Here is a 20,920-nt window from a genome sequence, read left to right on the forward strand (position 1 = left end):
TTCCTCTCAGGCCGCGTCGCGCGGGATGTAAGGCGCGGCGCCGGTGTCGTGATCGGTCGCGTCACGCACCGCGGTCACGCCGGGCACCTTCTCCAACAGCGTCTTCTCGATGCCCTGCTTCAGCGTGACATCGGCCATGCCGCAGCCGTGGCAGCCGCCGCCAAAACGCAGCACCACCACGCCCTGCGCGGTGACTTCCTGCACCGCGACGTTGCCGCGATGCGCGGCGAGCTGCGGGTTGATTTCGTTCTCGACGATCCAGTGCACGCGCTCGACCAGCGACGCCGAATCGGCGGGCGCCTGGCCCTTGATCTTCGGCGCGCGGATCTGCAACTGCCCGCCGGTGGTGTGGGTTTCGTAATCGATCTCCGCACCGTCCAGATAGCTCACGCTCGCGGCATCGAGCCAGAGGGTGAAGCCCTCGCAATCGATCGCCCACTCGTCGCCCTGCAGGTCGGCGGGTTCGGCGAATTCGAGCCGCACATCCGCGCGCGCGGTGCCGGGATGGATGGCGGACAGCCGCACGCCCAAGCCCGGCAGCGCTTCGCGCTCGATCAGCTTGCGGAAATGGGTCTGGGCGGACTCGGAGATGTTGATCATTGCGGTCTTTGGAGGACGCCGGAGCGTCGGGCTTTTCGACGGGCTATTCTAATAGGGTCCACGCGGCCTTAAGCCGCCGCGTGCCTACCCTAAGACATCTCCGGCGGCGCTTCGTTCAGATGCGACGCGTCCCGTCGTCACCGCCCAGGAAGGTAACCATGAGCGACCTCGTCCCCCTTGCCCAGGCCCATTGCCTGCCGCGCCGTGGCAGCGAACACAAGCTCAGCGAAGCGCGCGTGCGCGAGCTGCTGCCGCAGATCCCCGGCTGGGAGGTGGTCGAGGACGGCCATGCGATCAGCAAGACATTCAGCTTCGGCAACTATTACGAAACGATGGCCTTCGTGAATGCGCTGGCCTACACGGCCCATCGCGAAGACCATCACCCGGACCTGGGCGTGCACTACAACCGCTGCGTGGTGCGGTTCTCGACCCATGACGTCGGCGGGCTCAGCGAGAACGACTTCATCTGTGCCGCCAAGGCCGAAGCGCTGAAGGCCTGAGGAGACATCCGATGTCTGCGTACTCCGCGATGCCTCGTCTGTTCGTTCGCAGCGGCGCCTGGCTGGCGCTCGTACTCTTCGCCGCACTGTCGTCCGCGTGCGAGCAGAGTGCGCAGCCGCAGGAACCCGCCCCGCCGGCGCCGACGCAGCCCATGGCGCAGGACACACCGCCGCCCGACTACCCGCCCGAACTCGCCTGCAAGCAGGTCGGCGGTACGACCGTGCTCAACGTGGCACTGGCCGCGAACGGCTATCCGGTCAAGATCGACATCGTGACCAGCAGCGGCAACAAGACCCTCGACGATTCAGCGGTAAAGGCCGTGCACGATTGGAAGTTCCGCCCGGCCACCGTGCGCGGCAAGCCGACGACGAGCAAGATCCAGGTGCCGGTGACGTTCTCGCCGCCGAATCCGCCGCCGGATGAGTGCAACCAATACCTATAGGCACCTTCCCCTCTCCCCGCTTGCGGGGAGAGGGTGCCCGAAGGGCGGGTGAGGGGAAGCGAGCGCAGCGAGCGCGCTCTTGCTTCAGGCCAGCCTGTCCAGCACGTCGATCAGCTCCGGCAGCAGCGGCGCGTTGAGCAGATACGGCGCCTTGCCGCCGTCGAGCGCGAATTCCAGCGTCGAGGCGTGCAGGAACAAGCGCTTCAGCCCCACCTGCTCGCGCAGGCGGCGGTTCGCATCGGGATCGCCGTACTTGTCGTCACCCGCGATCGGATGACCGATGTGCTGTGCGTGCACGCGAATCTGGTGGGTGCGCCCGGTTTCGATCCGCACTTCGCAGTAGGACTGGCCGCCGCGTCGCTCCAGGGCCTTGAAGTGACTGAGTGAGGGCTTGCCTGCGGCGTTGACCTGCACGTGGCGTTCGCCGCCCTGCCTCAGGCCGACGTGCAGCGGCGCATCCACACTCATCACGCCATCGGGCATGCGCCCGGTGAGCAGCGCCAGATAGCGCTTGGTGATGCCCCCCTCCTCCCGCATCAAGGCCTGCAGCTCGGTCAGCGCCGAACGCTTCTTGGCCATGATCAGCAGGCCGGAGGTATCGCGGTCGAGGCGATGCACCAACTCCAGCGACTGCTCGGGCCGTAGCGCCCGCATGGTTTCGATCGCACCGAAGGAAATGCCGCTGCCGCCGTGGCTCGCGACGCCGGAGGGCTTGTTCAGGGCGAGCAGGCGCGCGTCCTCGAAGACGATCGCCGCCTCCATGGCCTTCAGGAAGCCGGTCGGCGGGGCGCCCTTTTCGCTGGGTTCGCCCAGGCGAACCGGCGGGATCCGCACCTCGTCGCCGGCCGCCAGCTTGCGCTCCGCCTTCGCCCGCCCGCCGTTCACGCGGACCTGCCCCGAGCGCACCAGCTTGTAGACCAGCGACCGGGGCGCCCCCTTCAGCTGGCCCAGCAGGAAGTTGTCGAGCCGCTGGCCGTCGCGGTCGTCGGGCACGCGAACGGTACGGGCGCCGGTCGCCGGCGCGGGGGTGTCTGAACGGGTCATCGGATGAGTGATCTGCTACACTGACGGCGCGAGATAAGGTTTTGATTTCGCTGGAGTCCTTCGACGGACTCAGGACGAGCGGTTGTGCTGCTTCCCTGAGACAGTTACCCCGAGATCGGGGGCCGAAAGCCCCACTCCAGAGATTCCGGTCCGCGCCTGACCACTGCCCTGGGGGCAGCCATGTTAGCAGCGACGGCCCGGCGGAACCGATTCCCGCCCGGCGGGTCATACCGCCGCGAGATGAACAACGCCCCGTGCGACGGGAGCGGGAACAAGCGCGCAGGAGCGAGCGACGGCAATGGCCGGCTCGCCTGCCGCTCGGTTCCGGCTTCAAGGTCGCCGGCCTTACGGAACGAAAGTAAAAAAGAAGAGCGCTCCCGCGGTTTGCCGTGGTGTCGTAGCGCTGGAAATTGAAGCCGACGGCGCGTGCCACGCGCGGTCAGCCACCTCGGCAGCCGCGGGCATCGATGAGATGCCGCCCTGCGCCGGTCGGCTTGCGGTATCCAGAGGCGAAACGCCCACGGCGTTCCGCGCGGCCTGCCTTAGAGCGGGAGAAGCGCGCGAGGACGCAACAATGAAGCGAATGCTGATCAACGCGACGCAGGCGGAAGAACTCCGCGTCGCCATCGTCGACGGCCAGACCCTGTACGACATCGACATCGAACAGCCGTCGAAGGAACAGAAGAAGTCGAACATCTACAAGGGCAAGATCACCCGTCTTGAGCCCTCCCTCGAAGCCGCCTTCGTCGACTACGGCGCGGAACGGCACGGCTTCCTGCCGCTGAAGGAAATCTCCCGCGACTATTTCCAGCCCGGCGTCGACCACAACAAGGCCGGCCTGAAGGAACTGCTGCGCGAAGGCCAGGAAATCGTCGTCCAGGTCGACAAGGAAGAACGCGGCAACAAGGGCGCAGCCCTGACCACGTTCATCTCGCTGGCCGGCCGCTACATGGTGCTGATGCCCAACTCGCCGACCGCGGGTGGCGTTTCGCGCCGCATCGAAGGCGACGACCGCGCCGCCCTCAAGGAGGCGATGGACAAGCTCAACATCCCCGACGACATGGGCGTGATCATCCGCACCGCCGGCGTCGGCCGCGATGCGGAAGAGCTGCAGTGGGACCTGGACTACCTGCTGCAGGTGTGGAAGTCGGTCGCCGAAGCGGCGCTGAGCAAGCCCTCGCCGTTCCTGATCTACGCCGAGTCGCGCCTGATCATCCGCGCCCTGCGCGACTACATGCGCCCGGACATCGGCGAGATCCTCGTCGACACCCCGGAGATGTACAAGGAAGCGCGCGAGTTCGTCGAGCAGGTGATGCCGCACAACCAGCGCAAGCTCAAGCACTACACCGACGACACGCCGCTATTCAACCGCTTCCAGATCGAATCGCAGATCGAAGGCGCCTACGAGCGTGAAGTGCGCCTGCCCTCCGGCGGCGCCCTGGTCATCGACCAGACCGAAGCCCTCACCGCGATCGACGTGAACTCGGCCCGCGCCACCAAGGGCGGCGACATCGAGGAAACCGCGTTCCATACCAACCTGGAAGCGGCCGAGGAAGCGGCCCGCCAGCTGCGCCTGCGCGACCTGGGCGGCCTGGTGGTGATCGACTTCATCGACATGGCGTCGAACAAGCACCAGCGCGAAGTCGAGAACCGACTGCAGAGCGCCCTGCGCCACGATCGCGCACGCGTGCAGCTGGGCCGCATCTCACGCTTCGGCCTGATGGAGATGTCGCGCCAGCGTCTGCGCCCGTCGCTGGGCGAATCCAGCCAGCTCGTGTGCCCGCGTTGCGAAGGCCATGGCCGCATGCGCAGCGTCGAATCGCTGTCGCTGTCGATCCTGCGCCTCGCCGAAGAGCATGCGATGAAGGAAAACACCGGCCAGGTGCTGGTGCAGGCGCCGACCGAGATCGCCAACTACCTGCTCAACGAAAAGCGCCGCGCGCTCAGCGAGATCGAAAAGCGTCACGACGCGCCGATCGTGATCGTCGCCGACGACCAGCTGCACACGCCGCATTTCGAAGTCACGCGCATCCGCGAAAACGAACTGGGCGAAGAGTCGAGTAAGCCCAGCTACCAGCGCGGCACGCCGCGCAAGCTGCCGACGCATGCGCTGACCAAGGCCCACCTCAACATTCCGGATCTGCCGGCCGTCACCAACGTCAAGCCGGCTTCGCCCGCGCCGATTCGCGAGCCGCGCGAAGCGCGCGAAGCGCAGGTCGCCCCGATCGTGGCCGCGCCTGCACCGGTCGTGGTCGCGCCGCCTTCGGTCGGCATCGTCGATCGCATCCTGGGTTTCTTCCGCGGCAGTAAGCCGATCACGATCGCGCCGGCGCCCGCCGAACGCCCGCAGCAGGGTCGTGGGCAGGACGGACGCGGCGATCGCCAGCGTCGCGAAGAACGAGGACAGCAGGAACGCCGCAACGGCAAGCAGGGCCGCGATCGTCGCGACGAACAGCGTCGCGATCGTGGCCAACAGCAGCCCAAGCAGCAACAGCAGCAGAAGCAGCAGCCCCAGCAGAAGCAGGAGCAGCCGCAGAAGCAGGACAAGCAAGAGCAGAAGCAACAACAGCAGCAGAAGCAGAACGCTCAGCGTCCGCAGGGCGAAGAGCGCGCGCAGCAGACGCAGCGTCCGCCGCGCGAGCAGCAACCAGCCAAGCCGCAGCAGCCCAAGCAGGAAGCCAAGCAGGAGCCGGCGAAGCTCGAAACGCCCACAGCCGTGATCGCGCCCGAGTTGATCGCCGCACCGGTCGCGATCGCGATCGCCAGTGCAGCCGCCGAGGCCGCCGATCAGCTTCCCACCGTTGAAGCCGAGGCAACTCCCGCCACGACGGAAGGCGCTGCCGCCGGCAATGATGCGGCTGGCGAAGGCACGGGACGTCGCCGCCGCGGTCGCCGCGGTGGTCGTCGCCGCCGTCGCGGTGGTGCAGCGGGCGAAGCCGCTGCGCTGGCCGGCGCCGAACACGGCGAGGAAGGCGCATTCGACGAAACCGCCGGTGAGGACTTCGACACCGACGAAGGCGAAGACATCCTGCTGGAAACGGCCGAGCCCGAACGCACCGCTCCGCCGCGCACGCAGCCTGAGTTCGAGTTCGACGACATCGCCCCGCCCGTCTCCGCTCCGGCGGTTGCGGCCGCGTCGCACAGTGTCCCCGCGACTCATGCCAGCGAAACGTCGCCGGCGATGACGGCAGCACCGGCGCAGAAGACGCCGGCGGACATCGCTGCGGAAGTGATCAGCGATGTCCAGCCGAATCCGGCCACCAGCGAAGCCACCGACAGCGTGGTCACACCGACCGGATACGTCGAACCCGCGGTCGTCGTGAACGAAGAGAAGATCGAAGCATCGCTCGTCCCCGAGCCGGAACCGGTCGAACCCGAGTCGCTCAACGACATCGTCATCGACATCGACGAATCGCCGGACGACACCAACACGCTGCACGGCGAGAGCCACCACGGCTCGGCCGTCGTCAGCGCGGAAGTGGAGCCCGCCTCCACCGCCGCCGTCGGCATCGACGAGGAGCCCGCCAGCGCGGCTACCTCTCAGCTTCCGACCGAAGAACTGCCGCGCACCGCGGGACTCTTCGACGACGTGCCGCAGCCGATGGCCCCGGCGCCCGCCGATGCCGCGGCCAAGGTCGCCGGCCAGGAAGACAACGGCGAGCAACGCGTCTGACGCGTCACCGCTTCGATAAACGAGAACGGCCGCTGATGCGGCCGTTTTCTTTTTGAGGCTGCAGGTGGCTGGGCTTGCATTCCCTTCTCCCCGCTTGCGGGGAGAAGGTGCCCGAAGGGCGGATGAGGGGGCGAGCGCAGCGAGCTGCTTCTAGCGGCAGTTATGTCGCCTCCACCATCCCGTACTGCCGCAGCGTCCTTACCAGCGCGACGGTATCCACAATCCCCAGCTTGCCGAACAGACGCGACTTGTGGGTATTGATCGTCTTCGCACTGAGGCTTAGCCGCTTGGCGATGTCGTGCTGCCGCATGCCCTGCGCGAGCAACAGTCCGACTTCCAACTCGCGCGTGGTCAAAGCATCGATCGGCGTCGGACTGCCGCCTATTCCCGACAGCGCCATGCTCTGCGCAATCGAATTGGCCAGATAGCGCCGGCCCTGCGCGACTTCGCGAATCGCGTTGAGCAGTTCGCGCGCATCGCCGCCCTTGCCGACATAGCCGGAGGCACCGGCTTCGAGCAGACGCCGCGGCATCGGCCCGTCCTCGAGCACCGACACCACGATCACGCGCGGGCCCTCTCCGCCCTGCGCGATTCGCTCGGTGATATCCAGTCCGGTCAGCCCCGGCAAATGCAGATCGCACAGCACGATATCGGGCTTGAGCCGGCGAATCAGCGGCAGCGCCGCCTCTCCCGTTTCGGCCTCGCCGATCACTTCGATGTCGGTCTGCTCCGACAGCGTCATGCGCACACCGGCACGCACCAGCGCATGGTCGTCGACGATCAACACACGAATCGCCATAACTCGAGCTCCTTGCAAGCAACACTCCTGCGCCCGAGGCTAGTCCTCCCCCAGGAGCGGCACAAGACAAGAACCCCTAACATCCGCACACTGCGCCATCACGGTGCCACCGACTACGGAATTACCAATGCGCTGGAATCTCCATCTCTCCGTCCTCGCCTGCCTGCTCGCCCTGCCCGCCTGTGCGCGACCGGCCGCCGAGACCGCTGTGCCCGCCGAATCCGCCGCCGCCAAAGCGTGGCTCGGCGATGTCGCTGCCATCGCCAATGCGGACGCGCAACAAGGCCGTCGCACCGCGATCGAACGACGCCTCGACGGCCTGGGCCTGCACTGGCGCCATAGCGGCTTCGACGTGGAAGGACAACACGGCACCAACATCCTCGCCGACGTCAGCGGCGACAACGCTGCTCCGCTCCTGCTGCTGGGCGCGCACTCGGACCAGGTGAGCAAGGGCGAAGGCGCGACCGACAACGCATCGGGCAGCGCCACCGTCCTGGCGCTGGCGCAACGGCTGAAGGCCAAACCGCTCGCGCATCATCGCGTCGCGGTGGCGTTCTGGGACCTGGAGGAAAAAGGCCTGCTCGGCTCCAAGGCCTACGTCGCCGCCGGCGCGGGTAAGCCGGCGCTGTACGTCAATTTCGACGTCTTCGCCTGGGGCGACACGGTGTGGATGATGACGCCCGACGCAGACGGCACGTTGGCGCATGCCACGCAAGACGCGACGAACGCGAACGGTCTGAAGCTCTCCGCCGGCGAACACTACCCGCCGACCGATCACCTCGCCTTCCTCAAGTCCGGCTGGCCGGCGGTGTCGTACTCGCTGATCGGCGGCGAGGAAATCACCGGCATTCTCGACGCCTATGCCGGCAAGACGCCCGCGGCGATGCCGAAGGTGATGCAGGTGATCCACACCAACCACGACACGCTCGCACAGATCGATCCCAATGCCGCCGTGCGCGGCGTGGATGCGGTGGAAGCCGCGCTGCGTCGCTGGGATGCGGAAACCGCTGCGCCTGCTACTGCGTCGAAGTAATCGGTCAGCGCAAGAGCAGCTTGATGATCTTCGCCGGGAAGCCGCTGTAAGGCGGCTTCAACCGGTCGGACAAGGTCCAGCGCGATTGCCGCAATACCGGCATCGCCTTGCTGAACGTCACGAAGCCATCGTGGCCGTGGTATTGCCCCATGCCGCTGGCACCGACGCCGCCGAAGGGCAGATTGCTGCACGCATACTGCAGCAGCGTCTCGTTGATGCATACGCCGCCGGCCACGGTGTTGCCGAGCAGGCGTTCGATCTCGGCCTGATCGTGGCCGAAGTGATACAGCGCCAGTGGGCGGTCGTGCGCGTTGATGTAGTCGATCACTTCGTCGAAGCGGCGATACGTCTTGATCGGCAGGATCGGACCGAATATCTCGTCCTGCATCACCTTTGCATCGTCGCCTGGTTCGATTACCAGCGTCGGCGGCAATAATCGCTTGGCTTGCGCACCCTGCTCGTCCTTCAGAGCTACGAGCGGCACAACGTCAACTCCACGCCCGCGCGCATCATCGAGATAACCACGCAGACGGCGATAGTTGTTCTCGTTGATGATCGTCGTGTAGTCGGCGCTGTTTTCCAGATCCGGATAGCGTGACGCCACTTCGCGGCGCAGCGCCTGCACCAACTCGTCGCGGCGCGATTCCGGCACCAGCACATAGTCCGGCGCGATACAGGTCTGGCCGCCGTTGAACAGCTTGCCGGTGGCAAGTCGCGCCGCCGTCGTGTCCATCGGCGCGTCGCTGCCGATCACGGCCGGCGACTTGCCGCCCAGTTCGAGCGTCACCGGCGTCAGATTCGGCGCCGCCGCCGCCATGATCTTGCGACCCACCGCCGTCGAACCGGTGAACATGATGTGGTCGAACGGCAAGGCCGCGAACGCCGACGCGACATCCGCGCCGCCCAGTGCAACCGCGACGCGATCGTCCGGAAACACATCGGCCAGCAACTCGCGCAGGAACTGATTGGTGCGCGGGTTGTACTCGGATGGTTTCAGATAGACGTGATTGCCGGCGGCGATGGCCGTAGCGAGCGGCACCAGCGAAATATTGACCGGATAATTCCAAGGCCCGATCACACCCACCACACCCAACGGCACGTGCCGCACCTGCGCACTCGCCGGCCACAGGCGCCAGCCGACGCCGCGGCGCTGCGGCTTCATCCAGCGGCGCAGATTCGCCAGCATATGATCGAGTTCGGTCAGCACCGTCATGCCGTCGGCCAACAGGCTCTCGTGCGTGGAGCGGTGCCCGAAGTCCGCACTCACCGCCGCCGCCATGTCGTCCAGCCGCGCATGGAAGGCCTTGCGCAGGCGCCGCAGATCGTCGCGCCGCTGCGCGTAATCCGGGCGCCGCTTCAGCCAGGCCTGGCGCAGGCGCTGCAGTGTGGGAGCGAGTTCTTCGACGGGCGTAGCGGCGGCGATGTCCATGCGGACCATTCGGATAAGGGGCGGAAACCTACGGCCAAGTATGGCCCAACCCGAAGCCGGCGGCAGCCGGGGAATCGCCGACACGACGCACGGCCGCTTCACCTGCCCCGCCCTAGCATCGGCCCAACAAAGCCCCACATCTACGACTCCGAAGAAGCCGCGATCAAAGCCATGGCCATTAACCCGAGGGTCCAACAAGGATGATCGACCGTCCGCTAAGGCTGCTGGGCATTTGCCTCATCCTGGCTGTGGGTGCCTGGGCCGCGTCGAAGCATTGGTCGCCCGATTCCGCGGAGTCGCCCGCGATCGCAACCGCGGGAACGTCAGTCCTCTTGCCGGAAACCGGCGTCAGAGCCGGCGCCTCCGTGAGCACACCCGACGACGCCTTCTCGATCCGTGTAGAGCGAGCAAGCGGAGCCAGCGCCCGAGTGATCGTGTCGGCAAAGAACGGCGACATCTATCGCTTCGACAAGGCCGCCGCGGGCAGCCGGCTGGTCGTGCCGGCGCCACACGGGATCTACCATCTGGATGTGCTGCGCATCGATGGCAATGTCGTTTACCTGACGATGATCAGGCGCGACTGAGGCAAACGGAAAAGCCGTCAGCTGTTGTCGCGAACGTCGGTCGTGGCGCCGTTGGCCATCACCGACTGAATGCCATCTTCGAGCGTGGCTTCGGACCCATACATCTGGCCGTTGCCGATGATCTGCCCATTCCCGGCCTTCAGCGCGAAGTAGCGCTTGCCGTTGCTGGCCGTCGCCCGGAAATATCGATCCACGTTGCCGGCGTTGACTTGCACGGACGCGATGCCGTTGTTCGCCGCGGCCCGCGTCGTATAGGTCTCGCCGGAGAGAATGACTTCGCCGTTGCCGGCCTTCAGCGTGAAATGAAACTGGTCATTTATCGTCTTCTTGAGTTCGAACCAACCTGCCATCGATGCACCCCATGTGTGTGGAAAGTCATACGACCTCGCTGACACATGTGATGCGGCGCTTCGAGTCATCGCGTGGCGGAAGTGCCCGCACTCCGTTCGACTGACCAATGGCGCGACATCAATGCCCATATCGAGGCCATCGGACCTTACAGGAGGATGATGGCGGACTATGGCTACAAATCTTGCAACCCAAGGTTGCGCAATAGCGAACAGACGCATGCGAATTGGCGCCTCGCTTACAGGGCGAGGCGCCATCGCTTTTTACTTATTACTTACTTCGGAATCACCGCGAACAAGCCGGTCGGCATACGCTTGCCGTTGGCGGCGTAGGTCTTCTTCAGGTAGTCGTAGGCTTCCTTTTCCGAGATCTTGCGGTCGCCATTGGCATCGAACTGCTTGAACAGATCTTCGTGGCCCGGCGCGGCAACTTCGAACTCCGCACGGGACACGAAAGTATCGCGGTTGGTGTCGTTCTTGGCGAACGAAGCATCGCCACACTTGCCTTCGCCGCACTTGCCTTCGGCGGTCTTCTTCACCGCGGCGGCCTTGGCCGGAGCCTTGCCTTGGGTGCTCTTCGATTCGGCGACTTTGTAGCCCTGCGACAGCGGCTGCACCGCAAAGGCAGAACCAGCGAGGGTGAGACCGGCAAGGGCGATGGCGAGCATGCCGGCGGTGTTACGAATGGTGTTACGGGACATTACAGTTACTCCGGGGGATGGTGCGGCAACGCCGCGGGGTTGCGCCGCGGATGCGGCAAATGAAACAGGGATTCGTTTCAGCGGCGAACGGGGTCGCCACTTCGACGCCAACCAATGTAGGCGCGCGACACCGCCATGCGAATACCGATTTCACGGCAGACATTCTTCCGAAAACTGCAGCAATGACGCCTTGCGTTCGTTCCAATCAGGCGTGGAAGCGCCCCGCCCCTCACGGGTGATGTCATCGCAATCGCCGAGCGCCGATAGTCAAAAGAGGGGAACGAGCAGCCCTATACCAGGAGACCTCTCATGAATCGCAGCACTCGAATATCCGACGCACGCGCCGTCGGCTTTGGCTTGGCATTCGCCTGTTCCGCCGCCCTGCTGGGCGCACCAGCCCGGGCGGCGGACGCGCCCGGAGCGGCAGGAGACCCCTACCCGAACATGCCGCAGATCGCGCCGATCGGCGTGCGAATCGGCAAATACTTGGACGTGCCCGCGCAGGCACAGGGCCCGACGATCGATCCGGCAAAGGGATATCGCCTTCAGGACCTGGGCGATGGCCTCTACATGGTCACGGACAATGTGTACCAGTCGATGTTCCTGGTGTACGACAAGGGTGTCGTCGTGATCGATGCGCCGCCGAGCTATTCCTCCAAGATTCCGAAGGCGATCGCCGAGGTGAGCGACAAGCCCATCACGCATCTGGTCTACAGCCACTCGCACACCGATCACATCGCCGGAGCGAACGACCTAGGCGGGAAGCCGATCATCATTGCGCATGACGAGACGCTCAAGCTGCTCAAGCGCGATGCCGACCCCAAACGTCCGCTCCCGACCGTCACGTTCCATGACACGTACACGCTTCGTGTCGGCGGCAAAGTGCTGGAGCTTTCCTATCACGGCAACGGGCACGAACCCGGAAATATCTTCATCCGCGCCCCGGCACAGAAGGTGCTGATGGTCGTCGACGTGGTCTTCCCCGGCTGGATGCCATGGCGCCGCTTCGCAGTCGCGCAGGACGTGCGCGGGAGCATGGCCCAGGTGGAAGAGATCCAGAAGATGCCGTGGGAAACCTTCGTCGGCGGGCACGTTGCGCGCACCGGCACGCACGCGGACGTAGATACCCAGGTCGAGTTCTACAACGACCTGAAGAAGGCCGCAGGCGATGCGCTAGGCAGCACCAAGCTGGGTGAAGGTCTCAATCCACTCGACCAGAGCAATCCGTGGGCGGGCTTCGACAATTTCATCGACCGGGTCGCCCTCCAATGCGTCAACACCCTGACGCCCAAATGGGAGCACAAGCTCGCGGCGTTCGACGTCTACATCTGGGATCAGTGCTATTCGATGGAACAGACGCTGCGGATCGACTGAGCGGCGCCCAGGCCGCGCGCCTTCGTCGAACCGCCGCGACGGCGCGCGAGCCAGCGATACCGGCCTCAAGGGCGATTCGTTCGCGCAGCGGAAGAATGTCTGCCGGAACCGGTGGATTCGCACAGACCCCTGGCACTCCTAGATTGAGCGGCGTCGGAATGTCGCAAGCAAGACGTCCCGTCTCCCCCTCAATTTGGAGTCAAACATCATGAGCACCTCACGCAAAGTCGTCGCCATCACCGGCGCATCTCAGGGTATCGGCGCCGGCCTGGTCCAGGCCTTCCGCGATCGCGGTTACGCCGTCGTCGCCAACTCGCGTTCGATCAAGCCCTCGAACGATCCCGACGTCCTGACCATCGCCGGCGACATCGCCGACCCCGCGGTCGCCAAGCGCATCGTCGATGGCGCGCTGGAAAAGTTCGGCCGCATCGACACCCTGGTGAACAACGCCGGCATCTTCCTCGCCAAGCCGTTCACCGAGTACACCGCCGAGGACTACGCCAACACGCTGGCCATCAACGTCAACGGCTTCTTCTACGTCACCCAGGCCGCCGTCGCCGCGATGGAAAAGCAAGGTAGCGGCCACATCGTCACGATCAGCACCGCCCTGGTCGACCATGCGGTGCAAGGCGTGCCGTCGGTGCTGGCCTCGCTCACCAAGGGCAGCCTCAACGCGGCGACCAAGTCGCTGGCGATCGAATACGCCCAGCGCGGCATCCGCGCCAACGTCGTCTCGCCCGGCCTCATCAAGACCCCGATGCATCCGGCGGCGACGCACGACTTCCTGGCCAAGCTGACCCCGGTGGCGCGCATGGGTGAAGTCAGCGACATCACCCAGGCGGTGCTGTACCTGGAATCGGCCGGCTACGTGACCGGCGAGATCCTGCACGTCGACGGCGGCCAGAGCGCCGGCCACTGACGCGACTCGCAATAGCGAGCGCCATCCGCCACGCGCGGATGGCGCTTCGATCCGCGATCCCCAACGTTCGACTGCCGCTTCGAGGGAAAGCAGCCGACGCCCCCAAGGCATTCCATCCTTCTCTTGAGGCAGTCATGAAAATGCATCTTCTCACCGCTGCGCTGATCGTTGCCGGCATCGCCACCACGACTCCCGCGCTCGCGGCCAAGCCGTCCGTTGCTTCGCCTTCCGGCAAGACCCAAACAACCAACACCGCCAAGCAGATCGCGCTGACGCGCATCACGCCCGAATACTGGCGCGTCACCTTCCACAACCCGCCGTACAACATCTACGGCCCGGAAACGATGCCGCAGTTGAACGAAATCGTGACCGCGATCGAAACCGATCCGAAGGTCAAGGTCGTGGTGTTCGACAGCGACGTGCCCGGCTTCTTCCTTACCCACTACAACTTCATCCCGCCGCTCACCGACACGACCACGCTGCCGCCCGGCCCGACCGGCCTGCCGCAACTGCCCGACATGCTGGTACGCATCAGCAAGGCGCCGGTGGTGACGATCGCCTCGATCCGCGGCCGCGCCACCGGCGTCGGCAGCGAGCTCGCCCTGGCCAGCGACATGCGCTTCGCCAGCCGCGAGAAGGCGTTGCTGTCGCAATTCGAAGTCGGCGCCGGCTTCACCCCCGGCGGCGGCCCGATGGCGCGTCTGCCGCGCATGATCGGCCGCGGCCGTGCACTGGAAGTGCTGTTCACCGGCAACACCTTCGACGGCGAACTGGCCGAGCGCTACGGCTACGTCAATCGCGCCCTGCCCGACGCCGAGTTGGATGCGTTCGTCGACACCATGGCCCGCCGCATCGCCACGTTCGACAAGCAGACGCTCGCCGACATCAAGAAGCGCGTCGACGTCGCCAGCCTGCCGCCGGATGCGGAACTCGGCGGAGAGTGGGATTCCTTCCTCACCTCGGTGCAGCGCCCGGCCGCGCAGCAACGGATCACCAAGCTGATGAAGCTGGGCCTGCAGAAGAACCCTGATCTGGAAGCACGTTTGAACCATTACACCGGCACGCTGGGCGAGCCGTCGAAGTAATCGTGGAACGCGGTGCCGGCCATGCCGGTACCGCGCTGCCGCCTCGCCATCAACGCATCAACAAAGGAAACGTTCTTGAACACGCAGCAAAACCAAACCTTGCGCCTGCAGGTAGTGATCGACCTGATCTGCCCGTGGTGCTACATCGGCAAGCGCAGTCTCGATCAGGCGCTGAAGATCCTGGCCGGACAAGGCCTCGATGTCGACATCGAATGGCTCCCCTACCAGCTCAATCCGACGATGCCGTCCGCCGGCATGGACCGCAAGGCATTTCGCACCCAGCGCTTCGGCTGGGAGAACTCGCTGGCGATGGACGCCCGCGCGGTCGAAGCCGGTCGCCGCTTCGGCGCCGAGTTCGACTACGCAAAGCAAAGCCGCACTCCCAACAGCGTGGCCGCGCATGCCCTCGCCCGACTGGCCCGCAACGAAGGCGGCGCCGCGTTGCAGGAGCGTGCCGTCGATGCCCTGTTTACCGCGTACTTCCGCGACGGCCAGGACATTGGCGACCATGCGGTACTTGAGCGCATCGCCGACGACGTGGGAATGGCACCCGGTGCCGTGGCGCGGTCGCTGGCGTTGCATGACGAAATCCGATCGCTCGACGAGCGGATCAAATCGCTCGGTTTGAGTGGGGTTCCAAGCTATCTGGTGAATGGCAAGCTGCTGGCCAGCGGATCGCAGGATGTGCAGGGCTACGTGAAGCTGTTGCAGAGCGCCGTCAGCGTCGCCTGAGGCCGCCTTTGGCGCCGGCCCGTCCGAGACCGGCGCCGTTTCCCGTAACGGCAGGTGAGAGAGTCACCGTCGGGAGCAGAAAATGCTTATTTCCTATATCGGCGGCCCATTGCACGGCCGCGTCGACAAGCGCGAGGACCTGGCCACGGAGGCGGACGTGGTGTCGTACGTCAAACAGCCGGGTTATTCGTACAAGGGGAGCATCAGCGCCGACGGCGAGGTCATAGAAGCCAGCTTCGTCCACACCTTCGTGACGCCGGCCGACTATGAGGCGATCGAGCTGGACTGGGAGGCGCGGCGGAAGCATTCCTGAGCGCGTTCGGCGCGCGTCACGCGTTGTGTACGTGGCGGAAGCGGTGGGATTCGAACCCACGGTGGTATCGCTACCACGCCGGTTTTCAAGTGCGAGAACTCTTAATAATCAGCAACTTCTGCCAACAATCAACAGCAGAAGAATCAGGGATTTACGGACTCACCAACAACCGCCATTGCTGGCAGTTATTGGTGACGCTGTCCCAGATTTGTCCCGCGCGTATGGGCTAGGGAGACCAAGAGAGGCGCTACGGCAACAGGCGTTCAATTCCAAGCCGCTCAAGCCTCGGAAAAATAATTGTCGATAGTAAGCGGAACGCCATAGCTGCCGATCTCGGCCAGCAATGTAGGAGACAAAGTAGGGCCACCATCAAAGCTAGCCTGAAAGTGACCACACCACCAAAACCCATTGTATTGGCTGGCAAGAGCATTTATCTCCGCCTTCCTTGCATTCAAACACCCAAGAAGAAATTCAAGGCCATCTTCTAGACTTCCCCATTCGGCTTGAAAGCCAAGCTGTCCATGCCCGTTATACGCCCAGAATGGCTTCCTCCTTCCGGCCGCTTGATTTTGCAGACTCAACATATTGCTGGGCTGCAAATTCAATTGAGCCGAGATTTCAGATGGCTCTAACAGGTCACCCGAGAATCTCAGCTCCACCGTGTATGTATGAGCTATTGTTTTTTCGCCTTGAGTCATAACTTTCTCTGCTGCGGGCGGTATCGTTGAAAAACACTAGCGGAAGAGGTCAACCGAATAATGCAGATTCAAAGGTAACGCCAAGAGCCATTTTCTTGCGAATGAATTACGCACCGACGCCGGTCAACGCGCCCAATACAAAGAGAATCAGCACACCAGCTCCAATAACAATCGTCTTTACGGCCGAAGACTGTTCGTCTGACGAGGGAGCTCTCCAGAAACTACTCTCCTCAGTCGGACATTCAACTGGCGGAGGCGGCGGTCCGCCACAACCATTCTTCCCATCTGGCTTACCATTTCGCACCCACTCCTCATAAGCTTCGGTCAGTTGCTCTCTAGTAGCGTCTGGGTCACCTTCCACCTTTATGCAGAGATGATACCAACGCTGGAAATCCCTATTTGAAAATTGCCACCACTGACCAGTCTTTCCGCCGAATCTGGCTAATCCATACTCGTCCGCAAAGCTCAGCGGGTTCCCGCCAACATAGGCATACCCGCTTATCCCGCCCGACAATCCAATGGGATCACTCTCCACGTACCTCCCTCCGCCCACGTCGTAATCGCGGAAGTAGTTCTGATTGAGCCCGCTAACCGCATCGTAACGTTGGCCCGGGAAGCGCAAGTTGAATACCAAACCCATGCCGTCTCCGTCTGCATCCTCAACTGGCAGATCAGCACCGAATGCCTCCCCATTTAGCGGCCAACTCCACACCACCACATTGCGCTGCGATTCGATGATCGTACGTGGAGTACCCAAGGCATCGGCCTCGATATAGTTCAACGGCTGGTTCGTAACTGTACTTCCGGTGACCAGTCCGACCGGCAGATCATCCACCCAAATCACCTGTTGTTCAGGAGCCCCGCTGTTGTCGTACTCGCCGAGCCAATGGCCCGCCTCGTCATACACCGTTACGGTGTCCGTGCTAGCGCCGTTACGCCGCACCTGCTCGCCCTTACCGTTGTAGGCATAGCTCATCGCAGTGACGCCGTTCTGCTTGACCGCACTCATGCGGTTGGCGTCGTTGTAGACGAACTCCCGGGCCGTGCCGCCGATGGCCGTGGTGTTACCGACGTTGTCGTAACTGCGTGCCGTGCCGCCGACATCGGTCAGTCGATGGCTTGTAGTCGGATAGGTGTACGCCGTCGTCGTACTACCGACCGTCGCGCTGGTGCGGTTACCGGTGGCGTCGTACGCATAGCCTTCAGTAAACGCCTGCGTCGTGCCGTCCTGCGCCGAAGTCAGACGGTTAAGTGCATCGTAGCCATAGATCCGCAGCGGCGGATCGTTCTGATCACCATTGCGCAGCTTGCTCAGGTTGCCGACCGCGTCGAACTCATAACCGACCGACAGGCCGCCCGCGCTTTGATCTTGGACGACACCCGGCTGGTAGTTCTGATTGAGCGTGCGCTGGAACAAGCGACCATTGCCGAACACCCACTCGGCCACCGGGCCGAACGGGTGGTAGCTCGCCGAGGTCAGTAGGATTTGGCGGGCCTGACCGGGCCGGGTGACGCCGATTTCGGTGGTGCGGCCCTGTGCATCGCGCACGTAGTCGGCGACGGTGCCGTCCGGATAGGTAACGCTGCTGATTTGACCGGCCTGGGTGTAGGCATAGCGCACGGTCAGGCTCTGCCCCGCCGTCGTCTGCACCTTGCGCACCATGTTGCCGAAGCGGTCGTAGCAGTACTGCGTGCTGCCGCTACCGTCGGTGATCTGGCTCAGACGGCCGACAGCGAAGGTTTCGCCGCTGGTGCAGGCGCTGGCTACGGTGTCGTAGCTGTAGCCGACGTTGAGGCTGGTGTCGGGGTAGCTGACCGAGGTGATGCGGTTGAGCACGTCGTAGCCGTAGCTGGCCGTGACGTTGCGCGCATCGGTCTGGCTCGCGCGATTGCCGGCACTGTCGTAGGTGTACGCCGTGACGCCGGTATCCGGACTGCTGAGCTGGGTCAGATCGCCCAGGCTGTTGTAGGTGTAGCCGGTGGTCAACCCCTTGGGATCGACGACCGCGGTCAGGTTGTCGCGGGCGTCGTACTGGAACTGGGTGGTGACGTTGAGCCCGCCCAGGTCCTGGATGGTCTGGGTGAGGCGGTTGAGCGGATCGTAGGTGTTGTCGCTCACCCGGCTCAGCGCATCGGTGACCGTGTCGGCGTTGCCGTTGGCGTCGTACACGTAGTCGGTGGCGTGGTTGTAGGCGTCCTTGTGCGTCTGCAACTGGCCCAGCTGGTTGTAGACCCGCGAGAGCGTGCGCACCACCGCATTAGCGCTGTCCTTGGTGTCTTCCTTGGTGCGGTTGCCGGCGTTGTCCAGCGTGTAGTGGATGGTGTTACCGGCGCCGTCGGTGATGTCGGTGAGGCGATGCGCGGCGTCGTAGGTGTAGGACGTGTAGCTGCCATCGGGCAGCGTGGTCTTCTTCACCAGGCCCGTCGGGTAGTACTCGATGCGGGTGATTTGGTCGTCGGTCTCGACTGCGTTATCGGTGCCGCGGACCTTGCGGGCGGTGAGCCATCCCCGGGCGTGGTACTCGAAGTCGGTGACGACGTTGTTGGCGTCCTTGACCGAGAGCACGCGGCCAGCGCCGTCGTACTTCAGTGTCTCGGTGATATGCCCTAACGCATCGGTCATCTTCCATAGGTCGCCCTTGCGGTGCGGACACGTCGCGGGTGCCGAGGCGCAAGTGGCGTCGTCGCTGGCGTAGTAGGTGACGGTCGTGATGTCGCTGACATCGGTGCGCGGACCGTTGAGCGAGGTGACCAGGCCGACCAAGGGGCAGGTGCCGGCCGTGACGTCGGCCTGTTCGCAGTAGGTGGAGGTGCTGGAGCGCGACAGGCTCGTGGCCGTGTCCGTGGTAGTCAGGGACGCAGCCTGGCCGCGGCTGTTGCGCTGGTAGAGCGCGACTGTCCCAGGCTGGGTTGCCTTGAGCACACGTCCCGCCACGCGGTCGCGCCATTCCTCGGTGACACGCGACTGCGGCGTTCCGACCGCTTCCGTCGTCGTGGTCTTGCGCACGTCGCCTAGCGTGGCATCGGTGTAATCCGAGTAGGCATATGTGGTCTGCACGCCGCGCTTGTCGATGCGGCTGAGCGGGCGGCGACGGAAGTCATTGCTCGCCGTGGCAAACGTCGTGGTGACTACGCCCTCGCTATCAGCCGACGTTGCAATCTTGCGGTAGGGGTTGTCTGCAGTGAACGCGAATACCTGCACCCGACCGTTGGCGTCCGTATAGCTTGTGGTGCCATCCGCCAGGTAATTGAACGTGCCGTGGTAGAGCCCGCCGGCGTGTTCCGACAATGTCGCCAAGCCGTCGGCGTTGTAGCCATAGGTAGCAAAGCGTGCGTTGTTCTCGTCCGAAATGCCGGTTAGATGATTGGGGAACGATGCATTCTCGTAGTGGTAGCGCTTTGCGGTGCCGTCAGGATAGCGGGCGTACTCAAGCCGGCCGGAGCTGTCGTACTCGTAGCTCACGAGAACAATGCCGTCCTGTTTGATTCCTGTTATCTGCGCAGCGCCCGGACTGATGCTCTGGTAGTCGAATGTCAGGCGGCGACCGCTGGAATGGATGACCGTCGCCAGACGGTTCACGTTGTCGTACTGCAACGTGAAGCTATCGCCGGCGAGGTTGGAGATCTTGGTCGGCTTGCCCGAGCCGTCGAACGTAACGCTCTGGTCAGGCTTCTCCAGGCTATAGATCTGGTTCCAGGAGTCGACGATGAGTACGCGCCATCCCGAACCGTCGATCGCCTCGTATCTGTCCGTTATCCATTTGAATGGCAGAATCTTTCCCGTCGGCAGAAGCACTGCAACGTCGCCTTGCTGCAGGCGGTACATGCGCACGTTGAAATCGTGAGTCCAACCCGGCCCCATGCGGGCCTCCGGCACCGAATAGGCGGAGTGGTAACTTCTGGAGAAAGTCAGCCACGGCAGTGCGAAATCGGCCTCCGTCTGGATCTTGTCGCCGGTACTGGCGCTTACCGGGTTATGTAGCGGATCGCACGCGCATCCCGGTGGCTTAGTCTTGACGATCGCCACGTCGTGCCTGACGCACGCGCCTTCTGCACTGCTCCACGCCGTGTTGACTGGGCAATCGACGGCGCGATTTCGCCATCCTTGAACCGGAGTATTGCTGGCAACGCATTCGGGTGGAGCGAAATGCTTGACGTTGTAGTAGCGGGCCTCCCGATAGTTGTCGCCGCTGTACCATATGAGCCACGCATACCAGTCTTCGGTCGGCGTAACTACAGGCTGCTGCGGGCAACTGGTTGCCCAGTCCTGCTCAATTGCTTCTACGTAAGCATCCTCGGAGGAATACGTAGTGCTGGACATGCCATAAGTCCAAGCTCCTAGAGATGGGCCCTTCTTCGCGCCATAGACGAACGAGGTGACGTTGGTATCACCCGTTCCAGTCTGGAAGAACCGCTCGACTTGCTCCGCAAGGGCATAGACGCCTCCCTGAGCCCTGACTGCGGTGATTGCCGCCTGTTGGGAAGGGAACTCGCCAGTGACCACATTCGTGGTCCAAACCTGAGGCTGGGTGGTTTGCGCGACGACCGGGGCGACCGACAGCAAAAGCATAAAAGCAGCGCACAGCCGCAAAGACGCCGTCACGCGGCGTCCTAGACACCCGATCATTTCCCCTTCCATTCCAGCC

The 20,920-nt window shown here is 63.9% G+C and carries 18 protein-coding genes; 10 read left to right on the top strand and 8 right to left on the bottom strand.

Features of this window, described 5'->3' with window-relative positions:
* Nucleotides 1-6: 6 nt before the first annotated feature.
* Nucleotides 7-600, bottom strand: a complete 594-nt coding sequence (locus ACYVJ8_RS06075; RefSeq protein ID WP_460710272.1) for an NfuA family Fe-S biogenesis protein — start codon at nucleotides 598-600, stop codon at nucleotides 7-9.
* Between the two features lie 158 nt (nucleotides 601-758).
* On the opposite strand from ACYVJ8_RS06075, the gene ACYVJ8_RS06080 reads away from it, so the two are divergent.
* Both ACYVJ8_RS06080 and ACYVJ8_RS06085 read left to right on the top strand, forming a co-directional pair.
* Nucleotides 759-1,100 (top strand): 4a-hydroxytetrahydrobiopterin dehydratase, encoded by a 342-nt coding sequence (locus tag ACYVJ8_RS06080; RefSeq protein ID WP_460710274.1) that lies wholly within the window; start codon nucleotides 759-761, stop codon nucleotides 1,098-1,100.
* Nucleotides 1,101-1,111: 11 nt separating this feature from the next.
* Nucleotides 1,112-1,543 (top strand): energy transducer TonB, encoded by a 432-nt coding sequence (locus ACYVJ8_RS06085; protein WP_460710276.1) that lies wholly within the window; start codon nucleotides 1,112-1,114, stop codon nucleotides 1,541-1,543.
* An 84-nt stretch (nucleotides 1,544-1,627) separates the two neighbouring features.
* Here the strand turns inward: ACYVJ8_RS06085 and ACYVJ8_RS06090 are convergent, their stop codons facing one another.
* Nucleotides 1,628-2,587 carry an RluA family pseudouridine synthase gene (locus ACYVJ8_RS06090; protein ID WP_460710278.1) on the bottom strand — a complete coding sequence of 320 codons (960 nt, stop codon included), beginning with the start codon at nucleotides 2,585-2,587 and terminating at the stop codon, nucleotides 1,628-1,630.
* Between the two features lie 574 nt (nucleotides 2,588-3,161).
* Here ACYVJ8_RS06090 and rne point away from each other — a divergent pair.
* Nucleotides 3,162-6,260, top strand: a complete 3,099-nt coding sequence (gene rne / locus ACYVJ8_RS06095; RefSeq protein ID WP_460710280.1) for a ribonuclease E — start codon at nucleotides 3,162-3,164, stop codon at nucleotides 6,258-6,260.
* A 160-nt stretch (nucleotides 6,261-6,420) separates the two neighbouring features.
* Here the strand turns inward: rne and ACYVJ8_RS06100 are convergent, their stop codons facing one another.
* Complete coding sequence (locus tag ACYVJ8_RS06100) at nucleotides 6,421-7,059, bottom strand: response regulator (protein ID WP_460710282.1); 639 nt, start codon at nucleotides 7,057-7,059, stop codon at nucleotides 6,421-6,423.
* Nucleotides 7,060-7,186: 127 nt separating this feature from the next.
* Here ACYVJ8_RS06100 and ACYVJ8_RS06105 point away from each other — a divergent pair, with 127 nt between their 5' ends.
* Complete coding sequence (locus ACYVJ8_RS06105; RefSeq protein WP_460710284.1) at nucleotides 7,187-8,092, top strand: M28 family metallopeptidase; 906 nt, start codon at nucleotides 7,187-7,189, stop codon at nucleotides 8,090-8,092.
* A 4-nt stretch (nucleotides 8,093-8,096) separates the two neighbouring features.
* On the opposite strand, the gene ACYVJ8_RS06110 is transcribed toward ACYVJ8_RS06105, so the two are convergent.
* Complete coding sequence (locus tag ACYVJ8_RS06110) at nucleotides 8,097-9,521, bottom strand: coniferyl aldehyde dehydrogenase (protein ID WP_460710286.1); 1,425 nt, start codon at nucleotides 9,519-9,521, stop codon at nucleotides 8,097-8,099.
* Nucleotides 9,522-9,721: 200 nt separating this feature from the next.
* On the opposite strand from ACYVJ8_RS06110, the gene ACYVJ8_RS06115 reads away from it, so the two are divergent.
* The gene (locus tag ACYVJ8_RS06115; protein WP_460710288.1) at nucleotides 9,722-10,105 is read left to right on the top strand and encodes a hypothetical protein; all 384 of its coding nucleotides are present in this window, start codon (nucleotides 9,722-9,724) and stop codon (nucleotides 10,103-10,105) included.
* 17 nt (nucleotides 10,106-10,122) lie between these two features.
* Here ACYVJ8_RS06115 and ACYVJ8_RS06120 read toward each other — a convergent pair whose 3' ends face one another.
* Both ACYVJ8_RS06120 and ACYVJ8_RS06125 read right to left on the bottom strand, forming a co-directional pair.
* Nucleotides 10,123-10,455: a YegP family protein gene (locus tag ACYVJ8_RS06120; protein ID WP_460710290.1), complete on the bottom strand. Its 333-nt coding sequence runs from the start codon at nucleotides 10,453-10,455 to the stop codon at nucleotides 10,123-10,125.
* 272 nt (nucleotides 10,456-10,727) lie between these two features.
* Nucleotides 10,728-11,153 (bottom strand): HvfA family oxazolone/thioamide-modified RiPP metallophore, encoded by a 426-nt coding sequence (locus tag ACYVJ8_RS06125; protein ID WP_460710292.1) that lies wholly within the window; start codon nucleotides 11,151-11,153, stop codon nucleotides 10,728-10,730.
* 309 nt (nucleotides 11,154-11,462) lie between these two features.
* On the opposite strand from ACYVJ8_RS06125, the gene ACYVJ8_RS06130 reads away from it, so the two are divergent.
* From ACYVJ8_RS06130 to ACYVJ8_RS06150, 5 genes are all read left to right on the top strand, one after another.
* Nucleotides 11,463-12,527: an MBL fold metallo-hydrolase gene (locus tag ACYVJ8_RS06130; protein WP_460710294.1), complete on the top strand. Its 1,065-nt coding sequence runs from the start codon at nucleotides 11,463-11,465 to the stop codon at nucleotides 12,525-12,527.
* A gap of 208 nt (nucleotides 12,528-12,735) precedes the next feature.
* On the top strand, nucleotides 12,736-13,446 hold the full coding sequence (locus ACYVJ8_RS06135; RefSeq protein WP_460710296.1) for an SDR family NAD(P)-dependent oxidoreductase: 711 nt from the start codon (nucleotides 12,736-12,738) through the stop codon (nucleotides 13,444-13,446).
* A gap of 134 nt (nucleotides 13,447-13,580) precedes the next feature.
* Nucleotides 13,581-14,531: an enoyl-CoA hydratase/isomerase family protein gene (locus ACYVJ8_RS06140; RefSeq protein ID WP_460710298.1), complete on the top strand. Its 951-nt coding sequence runs from the start codon at nucleotides 13,581-13,583 to the stop codon at nucleotides 14,529-14,531.
* Nucleotides 14,532-14,552: 21 nt separating this feature from the next.
* Nucleotides 14,553-15,263, top strand: a complete 711-nt coding sequence (locus ACYVJ8_RS06145; RefSeq protein WP_460710300.1) for a DsbA family oxidoreductase — start codon at nucleotides 14,553-14,555, stop codon at nucleotides 15,261-15,263.
* Between the two features lie 82 nt (nucleotides 15,264-15,345).
* Nucleotides 15,346-15,576, top strand: a complete 231-nt coding sequence (locus ACYVJ8_RS06150) for a hypothetical protein (RefSeq protein WP_460710302.1) — start codon at nucleotides 15,346-15,348, stop codon at nucleotides 15,574-15,576.
* A 278-nt stretch (nucleotides 15,577-15,854) separates the two neighbouring features.
* Here ACYVJ8_RS06150 and ACYVJ8_RS06155 read toward each other — a convergent pair whose 3' ends face one another.
* Nucleotides 15,855-16,274: a DUF4279 domain-containing protein gene (locus ACYVJ8_RS06155; RefSeq protein WP_460710304.1), complete on the bottom strand. Its 420-nt coding sequence runs from the start codon at nucleotides 16,272-16,274 to the stop codon at nucleotides 15,855-15,857.
* Between the two features lie 106 nt (nucleotides 16,275-16,380).
* Nucleotides 16,381-20,877, bottom strand: coding sequence for an RHS repeat-associated core domain-containing protein (locus ACYVJ8_RS06160; protein ID WP_460710306.1), 4,497 nt, complete (start codon nucleotides 20,875-20,877; stop codon nucleotides 16,381-16,383).
* Between the last annotated feature and the right edge of the window lie 43 nt (nucleotides 20,878-20,920).

The organism is Lysobacter terrae (assembly GCF_054782215.1).